The following is an 18,194-nucleotide window of genomic DNA, read 5'->3' on the forward strand; positions in this document are numbered from 1 at the left end:
ACGGTTAATTTTAACGAATACATTTAATCATTTTGAACAGAGTTTCATCTCCAAGAGGGGGAGAGCATGTGCTCAGAGAATTCGGGACAATTTTAGATGATATTTCACAGATGGTAGATTTAATAATTATCGGTTTAGGCTTTTTCTTTACCGTTGAGCTTTATCGATATAAGAACGCTATTTATGGTAAGATTTGGGAACAATACTTTCTTATCTTTTTGGTTTATATCTTAGGCTGGATTGTCAGTTCTAAAGTTCATCGAGTTTACCAATCCAGGAGGTTTATGTCAGCAAGTCTGGAAACAAAGCAGATCTTTAAAGCACATGCAGTAACCTTTGCTGTAACAGTTACCTCCGTTATGTTGTATCAGCCCACCTTGATGCATAACCGTTTTGTATTTTATTTCGAGGCTATAGCACTATGTCTTACTTTGACCGAACATTTAATGGTTCGATTGATACTGCAAGCCTGGCGTTCAATCGGGAGAAATACTCGTTATGTGCTTATCCTTGGCAGCGGCAAAGCTGCCCGTACATACTTAGATAAAGTGAAAGCAAACCCGCAGTTGGGTTACAAATTGGTCGGTTACTTGGCTCCCAAACGGAATGGCTTGGAAATACCGTATTTAGGTGATTATTCAAATCTGCAAACGGTCTTAGCACTGAAGATCGTGGACATAACAGTTGTCACAGCCCCTTTGTCAGATGAGCGGATAAAGGATTGTCTGGAATTATTAGATCTCATGGGAAAAACGGTAACGATTTTACTTGATGATATTGTTGCTAAAATCGCAAGAAGCAGACCCATTGATTTCAATGGACTGCCGATGGTTGCTTATGATAGCCGTCCAAGGAAGCCCTGGCATGAGCTTATTAAGAGAAGCATGGATGTAATCATCTCAGGCATTGGTCTTCTACTTATTAGTCCGATTCTACTGCTGATTGTGCTTGCTATCAAGGTATCATCTGAAGGTTCAGTCTTATTTGGTCAAGAAAGGGTGGGCTTAAATGGTCGCATTTTTAAAATGTATAAATTCAGATCAATGGTCGTGAATGCAGAAGCGTTAAAGTCGGAATTGGCTCATCTTAATGAAATGAGTGGGCCAGTGTTTAAAATCACCAATGACCCACGGGTTACTCAAATAGGAAAGTTGCTGCGAAAAACAAGCCTGGATGAATTGCCTCAACTATGGAATGTGTTCACAGGCGAGATGAGTTTAGTCGGGCCACGCCCACCATTGCCAAGTGAAGTTAATTTGTATGATCCGAAGCATCGGAAGCGGTTAGCAGTCAAGCCGGGGATTACATGTATCTGGCAGATTAGTGGTCGGAATGAAGTGGACTTTGAAGAGTGGATGGAAATGGATGCGGAGTATGTGGAGCGGTGGTCATTGTGGATGGATATGGCTATCTTGGTGAAGACGGTGCCGGTGGTATTGGGGAGGAAGGGTGCGAGTTAGCATAACTGCTTTGCATCATTAAAAATAACATTAAATTTAACAATAAATTAAGTAAGTACTAATGAATGTCGACTGTCCTAAAGAGATAAAAACTATATATAGTATGTTTTAAGGGTTTTTATTAAATAAGAGAATCATACGAAGAATTAAATTCAATAATCAGAATTTGAAATATGTAAGAGTCTTAAAGAAAAACACGCTAGATATTAAATTTATGGGGTGCAACACATGAGGATAGCAATGTTGGGACACAAACGTATCCCTTCTAGAGAGGGGGGTGTAGAGGTGGTCGTTGAAGAACTCTCTACTCGAATGGTCGCTGCAGGGAATGAAGTTGATGCTTATAATAGAAAAGGGCATCATGTTTCAGGTAAAAGTTTTGAGGGAAAGTCAAACGGTAATCTCTCTGAATATAAAGGAATTAAAATCTTAGTCATTCCCACTTTTCGGAATGGAAATTTAAATGCGTTTATATACTCTGTACTGGCAACATTTCGGGCATTGTTCGGTCATTATGATTGCATTCATTTCCATGCAGAGGGTCCATGCGCAATGTTATGGCTTCCGCATCTTTGTGGTATTCGGACCGTCGCAACAATACACGGTCTCGATTGGCAGAGAGCTAAATGGGGAGGTTTTGCCGTAAAGTATTTAAGATTTGGAGAGAAAATAGCCGCTAAGTATGCCGATAAAATAGTCGTACTTTCAAAGAATATGAAGCAATATTTCATGGATGAACATGGAAGGAAAGTTGAGTTCATTCCAAACGGAATCAGCAAACCTGTAAAGCGGGGTACTAATATAATTTCTCAAAAATGGGGACTTCAGAAGGACACGTATATACTGTTTTTAGCAAGAGTAGTTCCAGAAAAAGGTTTACATTATTTGATTGATGCCTATCGAGAATTAAATACATCGTTGAAACTGGTGATTGTAGGTGGGAGCAGCCATACGGATGGTTATATAATGGAAATCAAAAGAAAGGCTGCTGAAGATAGACGTATAATAATTACTGATTTCGTACAGGGCGAAGAACTGGAGGAACTCTACAGTAATTCATATCTTTATGTTCTTCCAAGTGATGTTGAGGGTATGCCACTAAGTCTGTTGGAAGCTATGAGCTACGGCAATTGCTGTGTTGTAAGCGATATTGCTGAATGCACAGAGATTATAGAAGATAAAGCTGTGAGCTTTAAAAAGAGTAATGTAGACGATTTACGGGATAAGCTTCAATGGCTTATAGACAATGTGGAAATAGTGGAAGTATTTAAGAAAGAGGCAAGTAGTTTTATCATTGGAAAATATAATTGGGATGTTATTGTTCGTGAGACACTTCGGCTATATGCAAAATAGACAGCGTAGTAATCATTATACATGAATCAATTTCATAATACCTAAAAGTCGAATTGTTAGTGCTATATATAGTTAATAATCTGTTAAACGCCACTATATATAGTGGTTGTTCTTTTGGAAAAACACTTTATGAAATTAATTTACATATGGAGGATTTCTTTGGTGGTAGATGGCATTTTGGGCGCCAAATAATATCAGATAAGTTAATGTGAACGAAGCTTTTTTAGGTTCAAAAGATTAATCATATTCTTATCTTTTGAACTAAAAACGTAACGTTAATTCAAAAGAAAGATGAGCAGATATGAAAGTACTTCTCGTAAATAAATTTCACTATTTAAAAGGCGGAGCTGAAAGTTATTATTTTGCTCTCGCTGATGGGCTTAAGGCGGAAGGACATAAGGTCGTATTTTTTTCGATGAAACATGAAATGAATTTCCCATGTGAACAAAGTAAATATTTCGTTGAAGAAGTTGATTATAACAAAAAGCATAATTTTTTACAGATAATTAAAATTAGTGTTAAGTTGATATATTCGTTTGAGGCTAAAAAGAAATTTGAAGAATTAATTTTGGACGAAAAGCCGGATATCATTCATTTGAGTAACGTTCATCGACAAATTACATTATCTGTTATTGATGTTGCTCATAAATACGACATTCCAGTGGTTTTCACAATGCATGATTTAATTTGTGCTTGTCCTAATTATGTAATGCTTTCGCCCAATGGTGTTTGTGAGGATTGTTTAACGGGTAACTACCTAAATTGTGTAAAACGTAATTGCATTAAGAAATCCAAATTAAAAAGTTTACTTGGAGTAATCGAGACTTACTTTTATAAGTGGCGAAAGACTTACTATAAGGTGGATTTCTATATTACTCCTTCAGAGTTTTACAGAAAAAACTCCTTCAAACCAATTTTACGAATAGTCCCATTAAGCATATGATTAATTTTCTACCATATTCAACTGAGTTTAGAATCAATTTGGATCGAGAGGATTATTTCTTGTTTTTTGGTCGTTTATCGTTTGAAAAAGGCATCCTGACTCTTATTAAGGCATTTTCCAAAATGCCCGGTTCGGCAGTACTTAAGATAGCTGGCAATGGGCCTCAATTTGGAGAAATTGAGGATTATTTGAAGCAAAATAATTTAGAGAACAGAATCCAATTACTTGGCTTTAAAGAGAGAGAACAAATGGACCATCTGATCAGGAAAGCAAAGTGTGTGGTAGTCCCTTCAGAATGGTATGAAAATGGTCCATACACTGTAATGGAAACCCTAGCAAAAGGCGTTCCGGTTATCGCTAGTAGCAATGGGGGATTGCCAGAAATGATTATTGATGGGTATAATGGATATTTATTCAAAGCAGGCAATGGAGAGGAATTATTAAGGAAGATGAAAATGGTTTCACAAGTAGATAAGAAAACTTATGAAAAACTTTGCTTAAATGCACTCAACTTTGCAAAAGAAGAATTCCAAGGCGAAAAATATATCAAAGATATTATTAAAGTTTACGTAAAGCTTATTAACGGTTCTAATAAAGAATTAGGAATGTAAATATGAGATTGACGGTAAGTGTGATAATACCTGTATTTAATGTAATAATATAGTAAAATTATATTGCTAGGTGCATTAGAAGTGTAATGAATCAGACACATAAAAACTTGGATATATTATTAGTCCACGATGGTTCGCAGGATTCGAGCGGTGCGAAATGTGATAAGTATACATTGGTTAATAATAGGATTAAAGCCATGCATAAAACTAATGGCGGGTTATCGGATACCAGGAACGATGGTCGAAATAGTAACTAATTTAATATGCTATCTTTGGGTTATTATGAATAGGGAGAATAACGATTGATGAAGATTAATATACAAGTTTTATTATTTAGGTTGTTATTATTATTTACTCTTACTACCATATTTCAGGTCTATTTAGATGCTATAAATAAGATACTATTTGGCGTTTCAATGGTATTGCTTTTGTTTTTGATTCTTAATAAAAAAGCCATATATAAGGAGATGCTTATTTTTATATTACTCATAATTTTTCATGTTTTTGCTTTATTCTTTACAGAATTCCCTCTATACAACCTTAACGATTTGTTCTATTTTGTATTCTGGGTTTTATATAGTCTGTATGTAGTGAAGAATCAAGAATCCATAATTAAATATTTATTAAACGATAAAAAATTTATAATTAACTTAATTCGAGTTTGGAATTTGATAGTATTGATATCTATTCCTCTTCCGTCTTCTTACAAAATTGATTGGGGTGGCGAGCGATACTTTACCTCTTTTGCTGAAAATATATTTAGATTAGCCCCTACTGCTTTGGGGATAATGACACTTGTACTTTTTGCAATGATTGCTTACAAAAGAAAAAGGCATATTATATATACGATATTGCCAATGTTTTGTTTTTATATGGGGGGGTCAAGGACTTATTTAGGCGTAGGCCTATTAATGTTTATAATAATTTGGTATATATTTTGTCCAAAACGTTCAATGTTTTATTTAACCATAGTTCCTATAGCATTCCTTGCAGTTTCCTTAATAGCATATAGTGCGACGCAATCCAAAATACTAGCAACGTCTTACACAAGTAACAGCTATTATGATTTTTGGGGAACAGTAACTAGCGGGCGTTCTGTTTTTTGGAGGGCCGATTTAGAGGCTTATTTAAACTCTGGTATTATACATCAACTCTTCGGAAATGGGTTCAACTTTGTATACGATGTTAATGCTAGGATAACTGGCTCTTATATATGGGCTCATAATGATTTTATACAAATTTTGACGACTTTTGGACTTTTAGGATTGTTACTCTATCTTTATAGCATTAAAGCTGTTTTTAGAGGTTTATTATATCGGCTACAGATTCCTTTCCTCCTTAAAATTTTGATATTCGTAATTTGGGGGTTTAATGCTTTTTTTAATATGTTTTACACTTACTTTTGTTCAATGATTTCTCTACCATTACTAATGGTGATTGTAAATTATAGCTATAATTTACATTTACAAGATTTAAAATTGAGTTATGAGTGAAATGTAATTTAAATTTAATGTTCGGTAAATTGAACACCAAAAGATAAATACTAAAAGGATAGAATAAGATTTATTGGGGGTCGGTCAATGTATCTATCTGTTGTAATCCCTGCACATAATGCTGTGGCTTATTTAGCGAGAAGTATTAAGTCATTGGGTTGTCAGAATTACATAGATTTTGAGGTCATCGTTATAGATGATGGTTCAATAGACGAGACACATTCTTTTGCCGATAATGAATTAAAAAGGAATGGCATTCAAAATTACAAAGTTATTTTAACACCAAGTGGAGGGGTTAGTACGGCAAGGAATAGAGGCCTTGCCGCATCATCTGGTGATTATATCTTGTTTTTAGATGCAGATGATTATATTTCGAGTCAATTAGTTAAGAAAGTTGTAGATACGATCAAAAACGAGGAACCAGAAATTATATGCTGGGGATTTGATATAGTTAATGAAGATAGTGTAAAATTATCAGGTTTTTTTGATAATTATAAGAGCTTTGGCAATCAGATTAGTGGAATAAAAGTACTTAAAAAAATCATACTAGAAAAACAGTTTTGGATTTGTACGGGAAGTGCGGTTTATAAAAGGCAATGGTTGTTAAATCATAATTTAAAGTATACAGAAGGATGCGCAAATGGTGAAGATCAAGAATTTACTTATAAAGCTCTTTCACAGGCTAAAAAGGTAAGTTTTAAACAAGAAGTCCTTACATATTATGTTCGGCGTATTGGTTCAATGTCCAATTCGTTTGACATTAAAAGATTCGATGTAATTAACGCAATGCTGAGAATTGGTGAGTATTTCAAAAGTTTAAAACTAGAGGAATTAAGAGAGGTTATTGATTGCATTACAAACGATTCTATTATTAGTAATTATATTTATAACTATGTATCGTGCGCTGATTATTTATCAATGGAAAGTAAGTTTCCTAAGAAACAAACCATTGAGGTTTTAAACTGTCAACTGGATAATGAATATCCAGGATTGCGAGAGAATTTATATCACCGTATGAGTAATTTTAAAGGTAATAGTATAATTAGTATGTTTAAAATAAAATTATTCTATCGATCATCACTTTTTTATTGTTGGTTGGTTAGAGCTAAGAAAACGCTTACGAATTACTTTCTTAAACATAATTACTATTCAAACAATAAGGAAGTGAAAAATAAAATGCCTTAATAAAGATATGGAATATAGCACTAATTATTTATTATTAGCGTTATTATCTATTAGGAAAATTTAAAAAATAAACTCTCTTTGCTTGCTAGTGGGCTGGTACCACCCGGGTATTGTCGAACACGCATTTTCAGGAGCTATCTTATGTTTGAATTTACTGCTTATTTGTATTTGCTGAAGCACAAAAAACAGTTAACTGCAGATATGGGATAATGACAATAGTTCTGTATTTCTTTGTTTCATTCGTTTATGCAAAACAAAGGGGAAATCTAAATGAATAATAATAGTGGGGATATTAAGGGGAAGGGTAACAGAAAGAAGATTATAATAATAAGTGAATATTATGCACCAGAGAATATAATAGCAGCCGTTCGTATGTCCAAGATAACCAAGTATCTCAATAAGGATGGTAAATATGAAATACTGGTAATTGCAAATGAGTATAACAAAGATTATGAAGACGAAATACTCAAAAAAGACGTAATAGATAAAGCTAATATAGTGCGAATTGATAATAATAGGATTGGAAGGTTTGTATATTGTCTATTAGTGAATAGGCATAATAGACGCATAAAAATGAATTCTGCTGATAGTCAACATAATAGTGTACTCAGAAATAATAATCAAATAAAGGTACAATTTAAACTATTAGCATATTATTTAATAGAGTATGCTAATACTATGGCGTTTAAGCATGGTGCTATACGATATCTTAGGACTGTCGATTTAAGTGATTATTCCTATATTATTTCTACATATGGACCCTTGTCCAGCCACTTAGTTGCAAAATGGATTAAAAAATTATATCCGAGTATCCGCTGGATTGCTGACTTTAGAGATCCTGTTCTTAATATATTTACTCCCTTGGGATTCAGACATTATGCAAGAATCTATGCACAGCGGGTTACAAAAAGTGCAGATGCAGTTGTAGCTGTCTCAAAAGGTTGTATGAACGAATTGTTCCTTGAAAACTATCCTAATAAACACATTATTACAAATGGATATGATCGGGAGGATGTTACTGATATATTAGCTACAAATAATACTTATCATGACAAATTAATTTTTGCATATGTTGGCTCACTATATGAAGGAAAAAGAGATTTAACGGCAGTTTTTAGATGTATTCGTGAACTTATTAATGAGGAATTAATGGAGATAGATAAAGTATCATTTGTTTATGCAGGTGCGTCAGAGGCGTGTTTTCTTCAGCAGATCGGCAAGTATAACTTAGAAAATAATACAACTGTCTGCGGTGTAATTTCTCGCGAACAGTCTTTGGAGGTGCAGAGACACGCTGATATTTTGCTGCTAGCATCTTGGAACAATGTTGGTAGTACTGGCGTTATTACAGGTAAATTTTTTGAGTATATTATGATGGATAGACCTATACTGTGTGCAATATCTGGAAATTTGCCAAACTGTACCCTTAAAGAGATGATTCACGAAGCTAAGATTGGTGTTTGCTATGAGGAAGTGAATGATGAGGTGGATTATCAACTTCTGAAACAATTTATTTTAACAAAATATAATGAGTTCACTGATAGCGGAAAGTTAGCATTTAATCCGAATTACGATTATATTGAAAGGTTTAATTATAAGAATATAGTGAAACAATTTGAAGACTTATTTTGACTAATTTGAAGTTGTAAATGGGTGTTAATTTAGGATTGGCATCTTTAGCAGCATTAGCGGAAAGATGCTGGGAGCCATGCTGGGAGCAATTGAGAAAATACTACTAAGAAAAAACAGATTTGTTCTTATTATATGGCAATATAAATTCTGCGCTGGTAGGTGAGTTAGCGGAAGTAAAAATCAACAATCTAGTATGTCATATAGAAGCCGCTGACAGGTTGGGGACGGAAAAAAATCCAGGGAGATTTTTAGCCGAATTCGCATAGAATTTACTAAATAAGCCCCACGCTATGCGTGGGAGAGCTGAACAGGATTTTAATTTAACATTGATTTTAGTGCAAAAACCCATATTATTTACTCCACCTAACGCAAAGTGTGGTTTATTTACGAATAAATAGAAAATAATTCAAGTAATTATACCATAAAGTTATGTAAGCGGTGGTAATTGCCATGTTTAGAGAAAATATCATTCATAATCAGCCATCCCTGTTTAATACCAGAAACCTGCTCAAAGGAGAATCCCTTTCATCTCATGACTGACGACAAGGTCCTACCAACATTGCCAGTGATGTCGAGCTTCTTAAAGAGAGACTTTCTGAGATCAAAAACAATACTGATTGCGAAGAACTTTACGTCGACGGCTGTTATTACTCTAAAAAAACTGCCGGTACAAAAGAAGAGAATGGTACTAGGATCAACTTCACTGATTATTACTGGGAAAGAACCAAAAGTAATATAGCAGTCTGTGAGTTTGACATAGATGACAACACCAAAATCATCAAAAGCTGTCCTAAGGGCATTCAACCTAAATATGCTGTTGAGAAAGGAAGCCAGATTATAGCCCATTTCCCATCGGAATCCTGTGAGAGTTGTAACCTGATAGACTAGTGTCCAGCTAAAAAACCGAAACTGAAGAAGAGCTATGTGGTCCGGATCAGCAACAAGGCACTTATAGCATCCAAGCAACGCAAAATGATAGCTGAAAATCATAAAAGTAATTGCAGCACGTAGGCAGGCATAGAGTGTACCAACTCCGCTTTAAAGCGGAGACACGGCATGAATCGTCTAAAGGTTCGTGGATTGGCCAAGTCTCAATTGGTAGTTGGGTTAAAAGTAACAGCTCAAAACTTTAGGAGGTTTTGTAAACATATGCTTGAGATTGCTAAGAAACTTCGAAAAGAGGATCTAGGGGTTGCTTTGTCTTAAAAACATGATAAGACAAGTAATGATGTTCAAATGGGTAGATGCAAAGAAAAACATGGACTATTTTTAAAAAGAACGAGTGCTTTACCAAATATTGCATTGTGAATTTAGCAAAAACCCTTTAAGACGGAATCAAGTTTGTCTTTTTGCATCAGTATCAACACTACGAAAAATTAATTAATTTTGGAGTATGTATGAGGATTAATATTTTTAAGGATTTTGCCACGCTTTCATTCGCAAGATTTATGACGCTTATTTCCGGTTTGATTAACGCAATCGTACTTACACGCGCTTTTTCTGTGATACAGTACGGAACTTATTCACAGATATTCTTAATTACTGGGCTTGCGGTTACGATATTCTCGCTTGGTGCAGGTGCAAGCTGTAATTTTTTTCTATCTACGTCAGATTCTAAAGATGAGCAAAGAAATATTATCTCACAAATGCTTTTTCTCAATTTAATGCTTGGATTGATAGCCGCTCTAGTAATTTTCGCTTTAAGGTATTTAATTACTTGGTATTTTGGTAATAAAGATTTACTTTTAGTATTACCTGTGATGGTCTTTTTACCGCTTTTCTCAATATTTGATAGCATATTTGAGGTTTCACTGATTACATGGGGGAAAACCAAGCAAATTATCTATACACGGATGGTAACCGCTTTTATTCAAATTTTAATTGCTGCTATAACATTTATTTTAAAGTTTGGTGTTGTTAGATATTTATATTTATTTTTCTTATATTATAGCACTTATTGCATATTTGTGGTTTTTATACTTATTTGGTATGCTGGTGGCTTTTTATTTCGTAAATTTGATATACAATTACACAAACGGATTTTTACATACTCTGTTCCCATTTGGATTTCTTCTATTGTGGGTACAGTCACACTTAATATAGACCAACTTTTTATTGCTCATGTTATGGGAACTGTAAAACTAGCGGAATACACTAACATGGCAAAGGAGCTACCTATTACTGTGATAACAGCTTCTTTTACTTCGGTATTATTCCCTACTGTGGTAAAACTGCTCAAACAGGGACAAGAAAATGAAGTAATAAGAATATGGAAATTGTCATCCGAAATGTGTTTTATTATTCTTTCCGTTTCGGTCAGTATAATTTTTTTACTTTCTCCGGAGATAGTAAGCTTTTTATACTCTTCTAAATATATAACGGGAGTTCCGGTATTCAGAGTTTACGCCTTAATTTTACTCTTTAGAGTCACTTATTATGGCATGATCTTAAATGCTACCGGTAATACAAAATTTGTTTTTTATTATTCGCTTATAATTCTTTTCCTTAATGTCTTTCTTGTTTTTTCCTTGTGGTATTTAATAGGTTACACAGGTCCTGCATGGGCGACGCTTTTAAGTATTGCGTCAGTTGCATATATTCAATTGTATCATTCTTCAAAAATTTTAAAATGCAGATTCAGGGAAATATTTCCATGGAAGCATATGATATATATAATATTAATTTGCATGGGTTGCATTATTCCTGAATTATCAATCGAATTTATGCTAATTCGAATTGGCGTAAATATGTACATAAGATTGTTTACAGTTGGGTCGCTTGCAATGTTCATTTACACTTTGATCTTCTACAGACGCCTTAATTATTTGAAGGATAATTTGCGTGTTACGGATGAGTACCTGTTGTAAGCCGTAAGTGAGATCAGCCTATTTTGAAAAAGTTTATAAAAAACTTAATACCATTGATGTTATGGTGTAAATTTAAGCTTCAGCTCAGGTGTACAAGAAATGGGTTATTTATCCAATAGTTGACTTGTGAATGCCTTCATGAATGATTTCGGAGCCGTAAGCTATAATAGGACACGTACTGTTAGATGAGGAGCCCTTTTGGTACTCGTCCATGGTTGGGCTATTGAGAAGCTCCGAAGTAAACTAGGGGGAACAGACAGATCGTTACCTGAAGTTGATTTGCTAGGGTTTACTCCACTAAGAACAAAGATTTAAGTTAAGATCAATTACGACATTATACAAAAAGTAATATTATAATTTAGGAGGTATGTGGAATGGCTACAGGACGTTCGATGGAAGGTGAGGCATCTTTACCTTTTAATAGGTATTTAACAGAGGGCTATTTTAAGTCGTTTCAATGGATGAGTTATCGTGCTCAGGTGGAGGCTGTGGTAAATCTAGCGGCTAAAAACATAAAGCCAGTCTCAATATTAGAGATTGGTGTCGGGAATGGTGTAGTTTCCTCTATACTTAGGAATTTTGGATACAAATTAACAACTGTCGATATAAACAGAAATTTGAAACCTGATATTGTAGGAAGTGTTACTGAATTAGCGACTATCTTTAAAGAACAAAAATTTGACATTATTCTATGTGCTGAGGTATTAGAGCATTTACCATATAAGCATTTTGAAAACTGTCTTGAAAGTTTCTCTCGTTTAGCTGACTGGACAGTTCTTACTTTACCTCGCTCAGGTAGATATCTACTATTACTTAACGGTTTTCTTAAGAATAATTGGCCTATAGACATAAATATACGTATACCGGCAAAATCTATTGAGCCAGAACATCATTGGGAAATTGATATTAGTTTAATGACTTCAAAGGCAAGCTTGAAAAGGTTAATGTCTAAATATTTTTCAGTAGAGAAACAACACAGGGTCTGGGGTCAGCATAAGCATATTCTATTTGTACTTAAGAGCCTACGACAACTATCGTAACCCAGGGGGGTGAACCATGCTAGGATCTGCTCCTTACACAAGGGGATGGCTTGAAATTATTAGTATGATGTTATAGGAATGTTGATAACTTAGAAATTTCGCAAAGATTTTATATGGGGGGTTGTAAATGAGAAGACTATTAATGATCTTGTTTTGTAGCTTTGTCATGATTTTAAGCGGGTGCGGTATAATTACCGCACCTAAAGACAACGCTTCTAAAGGACTTACCGCAACAAGAATAATTGCTGCGTCAAATTCCTCTGACAAGTCCAAAGCTTCTGCTGATTATGTTTGTACAGGAACAAACGATGAGGAACAAATCAGGGCTGCATTTAGTGATATATTGAATCTTTCTAATGCATGGAATCAACCAAATAAATCTCCAATATTAACGGGAGCTAACTTTTCTTTAGTATGGTATGATGGTACGATTTACCATGCCTATGGTGCCGATAGTACCTATAAGAATATCTTACATTTCACCAGCAAAGACGGAACTACTTGGACTGCTGATATAGCACATAATCCAGTACTTACAGTCAGTGGTAGTGGAACATGGGATAATAAAAGTGTAGCAGTTTTTAACCCTTGGAAGGAAGGATCTAACTGGTTTGCGTTATATCGTGGTAATGGTAATAATGTTTGTTTGGCTACGTCAAGTGATGGGGTTGTATGGGCTAAATCTGCAAGCAATCCTGTAATTGCAAATGAAGCCGACCCAGCTGGTATAATTAAAGTAGGATCAACATACTACTTGTATACAAATACAACTTGTGGAGATAGAAGTATTAATGTTTGGACATCGACTAATTTAACATCCTGGAAAAGATCATTAAATGGCTTTACATTTACTGGCGATAGATACTGTTCGGCACCCTTTAAATATAACGGAAATTATTATTTATTAATTAGCAAATACTATGATGCAAGAAAAGGTGGGGTACTTGAACTTTATCAATGTGTAGACCCCTTTTTTAAAGAGGATCAACGTAAATTTTTAGGAGTAGTAGTCTATGATCCTATTCATTTAGTTGATACTCCCTCCGTAATTACTAATACCATTAATAGAGATACTTTTCCCAATAATCAACTATTGTGTTATTATTCAAAATATTACCCAGTAGGTGGTATTTCTTTTCCTGCATTTTTATGTGTCGGATCAGATATAGGCAATGCTATAAATAACGCAATATTACCAAGGACAGGTAAAGTAACATTACTCGAAGGAAACTATAATATTTCACATATTAGTGGAGGCTATGCTTTTGATGTAACATATGGTAATGTTCTTGACGGAAATAATGCCATAATAAAACTTATGAACGGAGTGAACTACTCGCCTGCTACTGTGGGAATGATATTTGTAGATAATAAATCTACAATACGAGATTTCAAATTTGATGGCAATGAGACTAATGCAACGGGTAATCAAATAGGGGTTTTTGTTAGTAGAGGTGGATTAGTCGAAAACGTAGAAGTAACTAACTCTAGAATTAAATACTTCCCCCTAATCTCGGACAGTATTATCATTGGGATAAAGCAGAGGGTAGCAGGGTTTCTCAAGAAGTCAATATAATAAATGTAAGCGGTGGAACAAATGGCGTAGCACAAAAAATTCGCCCTGATTTCAACTAATGAAAATCGGGGCGAATTTAACGTTCTTACAAAAATCCTTCACTTGCAACATCCTTGATGTATTTATATTGTTTACGGATCAGCTTCTTGAACTGGGCATCAGTTAAGTCATCGTACTTATTAGTTCCTTCTTCTACTAGATAATCGAAAATAAGTTCGGCATAGTCTCTGTCTTCCCGGACCATCTTCCGATAGCGCTTTTCTATCTCATAGGGAAAGTCCAGCCAATAACTTATGCAGTCGATTTCTCCATCTAAAAACGATTTCGTCATATCCATTATGTAGTTAATATTAGTCATCGCCATCTTGCTTATTTTCCTTCCTCAGCTTCCTTATTAGTTTTCTTCGCATAACAGAATTCCGGCAGCATATCCGCCCAGGGCATGAAGCTCTCCAACAAATCCGGCTTGTTATAAAAATCCAGATTGGGCAGGTTTCTATATATGTGAACTAGATATTCATAGGGATCCAAACCATTAGCTTTTGCCGTTTCTATGATGCTAAATACAAGAGCACTGGCTTCGGCACCCTGTGGAGTGTCGGAGAAGAGAAAGTTCTTTCGTGCTACTGCTACAGCTCGTATTGAATTCTCACTCATGTTATTCGAGATAGGAATACGCCCATCCAACAGGAAGTTAGTAAAGTACTCCCTATGGTTAAGTGTATATTTAATCGCTTTCTTTAAAGGCTCTTGATTAGTATTCACATTTTCAGCCCACGCAAAAAAGGCATTTAAAACAGGAATACTCTGTTCTAGACGCTTCTGTTTACGCTTCTCATGCGGTAGTTCTTTCCATTGCTTTTCAAGTTTAAAAATCTTGTTACAATAAGCTCTTCCTTTGGCACCGGCAGAACCCGGGATCTCTTTTTTGCTGCTGTTCAGTGGAATAGCTTCATGGTAGTATCGCCTCAGGTGCGACCAACATAAACAGCGTGTTATGTTTTCCACCTTTTCATAACCTATATACGCGTCAGTTATGATAAATCCGGAAAACCCTCCAGAAATTTTCTGGCATGTTCGCCTGCCCGGGTACGGGTATACTCAAACAGTATGATCGGTGGTCTCTCACACGGTCCGTTCCGGTGTTGCCAAAAGTATGAGTTGCTAGATGCCTTCCGTCCTTCCTCCTTATTACACTGGATGGTCGTTTCGTCACTCATGACGATATCATATGTAAGCAGCCTTTCACGCATTCTTTCGCGCAAAGGCTTCAGCCAGGAGGCAGCACACTGGATCACCCAGTTTGACATAGTTGATCGGGTCAAGGCTATGCCCATACGCAGCCATTCCTTCTCTTGACGGTAAAGGGGAATAGCTAGGGCATACTTCTGGTACATAATCCATGCAACGCTCGTTGCGGATGCAAGGGGCCGCGGCATCACCGGCGCCGGAACGGGTGCTTTCTTAATAACTGCGTCTGGGTATTCTTCTGTGGTTCCGCAAGTACTGCACTTGTAGGTATACTGCATATATTCGATAACCTTTAACTTTGCAGGTATATACTCTAGCTCCGTTCTTACGGTTTTCTTACCGATAACCTGTAGAGAAGAAGAACAGACATCGCACACTTCCTCTACATTCAAAACGCATTCCACTACTTCGCGGGGAATATCTGCGATTTGACGTGCTTTGTCACCGCTTTTTCTTTTAAGGCGCGCGTGTGCCTTTACCGTTTGTGTTTGTGCTTTTTCCTCTTCTGATGAAAGCTCTGTTTCTCCCTCAAAAAGATATAGCTGTCCGTTTCCATCCGGTGTTTTCTCGCTGGACGCACCAAAACGCTGCTTGGCTGCCTGCAGGAGTGCCTGAGTCAACGCTTCCACGTTATGTTCCAGAATTTCAATTCGTTTTTGTTTTATTTCATTCTCTTCGCGAAGCTTCTTTTCCGACTCTTTGAGGTTGGAAAGCTCCTGCTCAAGGTATATCATCATCCGTCTTTGCCCCTTCAAATCATACCTTTATTATACCGGAAATACTCGAATACTGCGATATATTCGGTAATTTTAGGCATAAAATGATGCTGGTTTCATGCAAAAACAAACATGATGCCAGCATAATGATGTGTTTTATTTTATTGATTTTAAAAGACACTACTAGTCGTATCGACGGTTGAGGGATGTGCCTTTTTCTGGTCAATCTGCAAACCTTCCAACAGCCACTTCATCTGTCTGATGCTGATATCCCTGAGTTCTCCCTGTGTTTTTGGCCATTGGAATTTCATGTCGTTAGCCAGGTGTTTAGTAGCAAGCAGAAATCCGTTTCCATCCCATCTCAACGCTTTGATTGCTGTATGGCGCTTATTACAGAATAGGAACAATGTTTTTCTGGAATAGGGATCCATTTTAAACTGCAGAGCAACCATAGCCGTCAATCCAGTAATCTGCCTCCGAAAATCCGTATATCCAAGGGCAAGATAAATATGTTCGACGCTATCGGCCATATGCTGAATCATAGCGTCTGCAGAACTTTCACCAGTTCTGCCAAGGTGATCGGATTGAAACCATCTGGTATGCTGATGGAATAGTCGCCAAAGGATAAGGAAAATTCAGATTTCATAGATAATGTTTCTTCTGTGCTGTTATTACCTTCTGGGAGTAGAACCACTTCTGCGAATGTGTTATCTCTGGCATCTTGTCGTTCTATGATTTTAAACTTTTTAACCCAATAATGGAATGAGGTATTCTTTAGTCCGTTTTGCAGGCACCATTCCTTTACACTCAGTCCGCTCTGGCGATATTCTTTGATACGGTCTCGCCAACGTTGTTCCAGGGCTAAATCTCTAGCCATATAAAAACCTCCTGTCTCTATTCACTGTTATTAACGGAGTAACAAAGTCAGGAGATTTTTTCGCTACGCTATTTAGTCTACCGCTTACATAATAAATTGGCTTATTTAAACTCTAGTGTTGATTTTGCCCAAGATAATAAATAATGCTATCAGGCGACCCTGAATTCTGACAAACGCAAAGAATTATAGGTTTCACTAACCCGAAAGAGACAGGCGGTGTAAAGCATTTCCTTGAGGTTGGCTTAAGTTTTCTCAAAGCCTTTAGCATCTAAGAACTTGAACCATGCTAAATAGTTATCCGGATACTTGCTGGCTACGCCACAAAAATGTTCCATCTAGTTCTTAAGACGTTTGTAAAAGCTATTCACGTTCTGAATGTGGTAGATTCCTTTCTTGACATGCTCTTCGGTACTTTTAATACGATAATGTTCTAAGCCATTCTGCCTAGCAAAGATCGAGTAAGACCGCCAAGCATCGGAGCAAAGAATATTTGATTCCGAAACCTATGAACCAATGAGTTTATCCACTTGCTTTTTGCTGATTCGACCTCGGTAAGATACTTTAGAAACGGTGTTCTTATCACGGTCACGGGCAACCAATACGCAGACTTGTTCGTGACTGATGTCTCGAACTTTAGCAACCCCATCCCGCTTTCTAGGCTTGCGATAGGTGATTCCGCGTTTCCCTTTCTCTGAATAGAGAAAATAGGTTTCATCACTAAGATTCCCTTGAATGAAGGAATATCCATCTGCGTAGAGCAGTTAACAGCTGTGTCGCCAGTAGAACAAGGTTACGTGGGAAACATCCAAAATCTCTGCTGATTTACGAAGAGGAAGTCCCTGGAGCATACAGTCAATAAAGCAAATCCACTTATTCGGATAGCGAGTTCTTGCTAAAGGAGTAGCCGTTAAGTTGCTAAAAAGTCTTGGAACAGTCCTTACAGCGATACCGTTGACGACCCTTGAACTTGCCAAACCGAACAACATGAGAACCTCTACAATGAGGGCAAGTAAAACCTTCGCTAAACTTCTTTTACGGAGTTTGCTAATCAGTTTAGCATTGCCTTGGGTCGAGTTGCTCTGCATATGTTGTATTTTAAGGACAAGCCGTTCCGTTTCGTCATAGCTTAAACGGAAGATAAGCTCAATAATAGAGCCAAAGAGTGTTCCACCCATGAATAGAGTCCTCCT

General features: G+C 36.3%; 16 protein-coding genes and 2 pseudogenes. 12 read left to right on the top strand and 6 right to left on the bottom strand.

The features are described from left to right. Window positions 1–68 precede the first annotated feature (68 nt). The 12 genes from VZF35_RS17330 (at window position 69) to VZF35_RS17385 (ending at window position 14,160) form a co-directional block, all read left to right on the top strand. Window positions 69–1,460 (top strand): sugar transferase, encoded by a 1,392-nt coding sequence (locus VZF35_RS17330; RefSeq protein WP_407306885.1) that lies wholly within the window; start codon window positions 69–71, stop codon window positions 1,458–1,460. 285 nt (window positions 1,461–1,745) lie between these two features. Next, on the top strand, window positions 1,746–2,813 hold the full coding sequence (locus tag VZF35_RS17335) for a glycosyltransferase family 4 protein (RefSeq protein ID WP_407306887.1): 1,068 nt from the start codon (window positions 1,746–1,748) through the stop codon (window positions 2,811–2,813). A gap of 301 nt (window positions 2,814–3,114) precedes the next feature. After that, window positions 3,115–3,756, top strand: coding sequence for a glycosyltransferase (locus VZF35_RS17340; RefSeq protein ID WP_407306889.1), 642 nt, complete (start codon window positions 3,115–3,117; stop codon window positions 3,754–3,756). Then, window positions 3,753–4,367 (top strand): glycosyltransferase, encoded by a 615-nt coding sequence (locus tag VZF35_RS17345; protein ID WP_407306891.1) that lies wholly within the window; start codon window positions 3,753–3,755, stop codon window positions 4,365–4,367. Before VZF35_RS17340 ends, VZF35_RS17345 begins: the two co-directional genes overlap by 4 nt. A gap of 62 nt (window positions 4,368–4,429) precedes the next feature. Beyond that, window positions 4,430–4,624: a glycosyltransferase family A protein gene (locus VZF35_RS17350; RefSeq protein WP_407314676.1), complete on the top strand. Its 195-nt coding sequence runs from the start codon at window positions 4,430–4,432 to the stop codon at window positions 4,622–4,624. A 48-nt stretch (window positions 4,625–4,672) separates the two neighbouring features. Further along, the gene (locus VZF35_RS17355; protein ID WP_407314678.1) at window positions 4,673–5,860 is read left to right on the top strand and encodes an O-antigen ligase family protein; all 1,188 of its coding nucleotides are present in this window, start codon (window positions 4,673–4,675) and stop codon (window positions 5,858–5,860) included. Window positions 5,861–5,947: 87 nt separating this feature from the next. Continuing rightward, entirely contained in the window at window positions 5,948–7,045 is a 1,098-nt protein-coding gene (locus VZF35_RS17360) for a glycosyltransferase family 2 protein (RefSeq protein ID WP_407306893.1), read from the top strand. A 270-nt stretch (window positions 7,046–7,315) separates the two neighbouring features. Continuing rightward, on the top strand, window positions 7,316–8,677 hold the full coding sequence (locus tag VZF35_RS17365; protein WP_407306895.1) for a hypothetical protein: 1,362 nt from the start codon (window positions 7,316–7,318) through the stop codon (window positions 8,675–8,677). A 1,017-nt stretch (window positions 8,678–9,694) separates the two neighbouring features. Continuing rightward, a complete protein-coding gene (locus tag VZF35_RS17370) occupies window positions 9,695–9,883 on the top strand; it encodes a transposase (RefSeq protein ID WP_407314680.1) in 189 nt (62 codons plus the stop codon). A 143-nt stretch (window positions 9,884–10,026) separates the two neighbouring features. Further along, a complete protein-coding gene (locus VZF35_RS17375; RefSeq protein ID WP_407306897.1) occupies window positions 10,027–11,544 on the top strand; it encodes an oligosaccharide flippase family protein in 1,518 nt (505 codons plus the stop codon). Window positions 11,545–11,918: 374 nt separating this feature from the next. Beyond that, a complete protein-coding gene (locus tag VZF35_RS17380; RefSeq protein WP_407306899.1) occupies window positions 11,919–12,584 on the top strand; it encodes a class I SAM-dependent methyltransferase in 666 nt (221 codons plus the stop codon). Between the two features lie 127 nt (window positions 12,585–12,711). Further along, the gene (locus VZF35_RS17385) at window positions 12,712–14,160 is read left to right on the top strand and encodes a hypothetical protein (protein ID WP_407306901.1); all 1,449 of its coding nucleotides are present in this window, start codon (window positions 12,712–12,714) and stop codon (window positions 14,158–14,160) included. Between the two features lie 85 nt (window positions 14,161–14,245). Here VZF35_RS17385 and VZF35_RS17390 read toward each other — a convergent pair whose 3' ends face one another. The 6 genes and pseudogenes from VZF35_RS17390 to VZF35_RS17415 form a co-directional block, all read right to left on the bottom strand. Further along, entirely contained in the window at window positions 14,246–14,491 is a 246-nt protein-coding gene (locus VZF35_RS17390; RefSeq protein WP_407306902.1) for a hypothetical protein, read from the bottom strand. Between the two features lie 38 nt (window positions 14,492–14,529). After that, window positions 14,530–14,691, bottom strand: a complete 162-nt coding sequence (locus VZF35_RS17395; protein ID WP_407314682.1) for a hypothetical protein — start codon at window positions 14,689–14,691, stop codon at window positions 14,530–14,532. 24 nt (window positions 14,692–14,715) lie between these two features. After that, window positions 14,716–16,148: pseudogene (gene tnpC / locus VZF35_RS17400) on the bottom strand (IS66 family transposase); the annotation flags it as partial. A 149-nt stretch (window positions 16,149–16,297) separates the two neighbouring features. Next, window positions 16,298–16,669: an IS66 family insertion sequence element accessory protein TnpB gene (gene tnpB, locus VZF35_RS17405; RefSeq protein ID WP_407306904.1), complete on the bottom strand. Its 372-nt coding sequence runs from the start codon at window positions 16,667–16,669 to the stop codon at window positions 16,298–16,300. Next, window positions 16,666–17,004: an IS66 family insertion sequence element accessory protein TnpA gene (tnpA, locus tag VZF35_RS17410; protein ID WP_407306906.1), complete on the bottom strand. Its 339-nt coding sequence runs from the start codon at window positions 17,002–17,004 to the stop codon at window positions 16,666–16,668. Before tnpA ends, tnpB begins: the two co-directional genes overlap by 4 nt. A 149-nt stretch (window positions 17,005–17,153) precedes the next feature. Beyond that, window positions 17,154–18,179: pseudogene (locus VZF35_RS17415) on the bottom strand (IS1595 family transposase). Between the last annotated feature and the right edge of the window lie 15 nt (window positions 18,180–18,194).

Source organism: Desulfosporosinus paludis (genome assembly GCF_045689965.1).
Taxonomy (GTDB): Bacteria; Bacillota; Desulfitobacteriia; order Desulfitobacteriales; family Desulfitobacteriaceae; genus Desulfosporosinus; species Desulfosporosinus paludis.

What these genes read in the sequence shown, in the direction of transcription:
- VZF35_RS17355 (WP_407314678.1), top strand. Translation starts at nt 4,673, where the DNA reads ATGAAGATTAATATACAAGTTTTATTATTTAGGTTGTTATTATTATTT.
- tnpA (WP_407306906.1), bottom strand. Translation starts at nt 17,004, where the DNA reads ATGGCTAGAGATTTAGCCCTGGAACAACGTTGGCGAGACCGTATCAAA.
- VZF35_RS17390 (WP_407306902.1), bottom strand. Translation starts at nt 14,491, where the DNA reads ATGACGAAATCGTTTTTAGATGGAGAAATCGACTGCATAAGTTATTGG.
- VZF35_RS17380 (WP_407306899.1), top strand. Translation starts at nt 11,919, where the DNA reads ATGGCTACAGGACGTTCGATGGAAGGTGAGGCATCTTTACCTTTTAAT.
- VZF35_RS17345 (WP_407306891.1), top strand. Translation starts at nt 3,753, where the DNA reads ATGATTAATTTTCTACCATATTCAACTGAGTTTAGAATCAATTTGGAT.
- VZF35_RS17360 (WP_407306893.1), top strand. Translation starts at nt 5,948, where the DNA reads ATGTATCTATCTGTTGTAATCCCTGCACATAATGCTGTGGCTTATTTA.
- VZF35_RS17365 (WP_407306895.1), top strand. Translation starts at nt 7,316, where the DNA reads ATGAATAATAATAGTGGGGATATTAAGGGGAAGGGTAACAGAAAGAAG.
- VZF35_RS17340 (WP_407306889.1), top strand. Translation starts at nt 3,115, where the DNA reads ATGAAAGTACTTCTCGTAAATAAATTTCACTATTTAAAAGGCGGAGCT.
- VZF35_RS17385 (WP_407306901.1), top strand. Translation starts at nt 12,712, where the DNA reads ATGAGAAGACTATTAATGATCTTGTTTTGTAGCTTTGTCATGATTTTA.
- tnpB (WP_407306904.1), bottom strand. Translation starts at nt 16,669, where the DNA reads ATGATTCAGCATATGGCCGATAGCGTCGAACATATTTATCTTGCCCTT.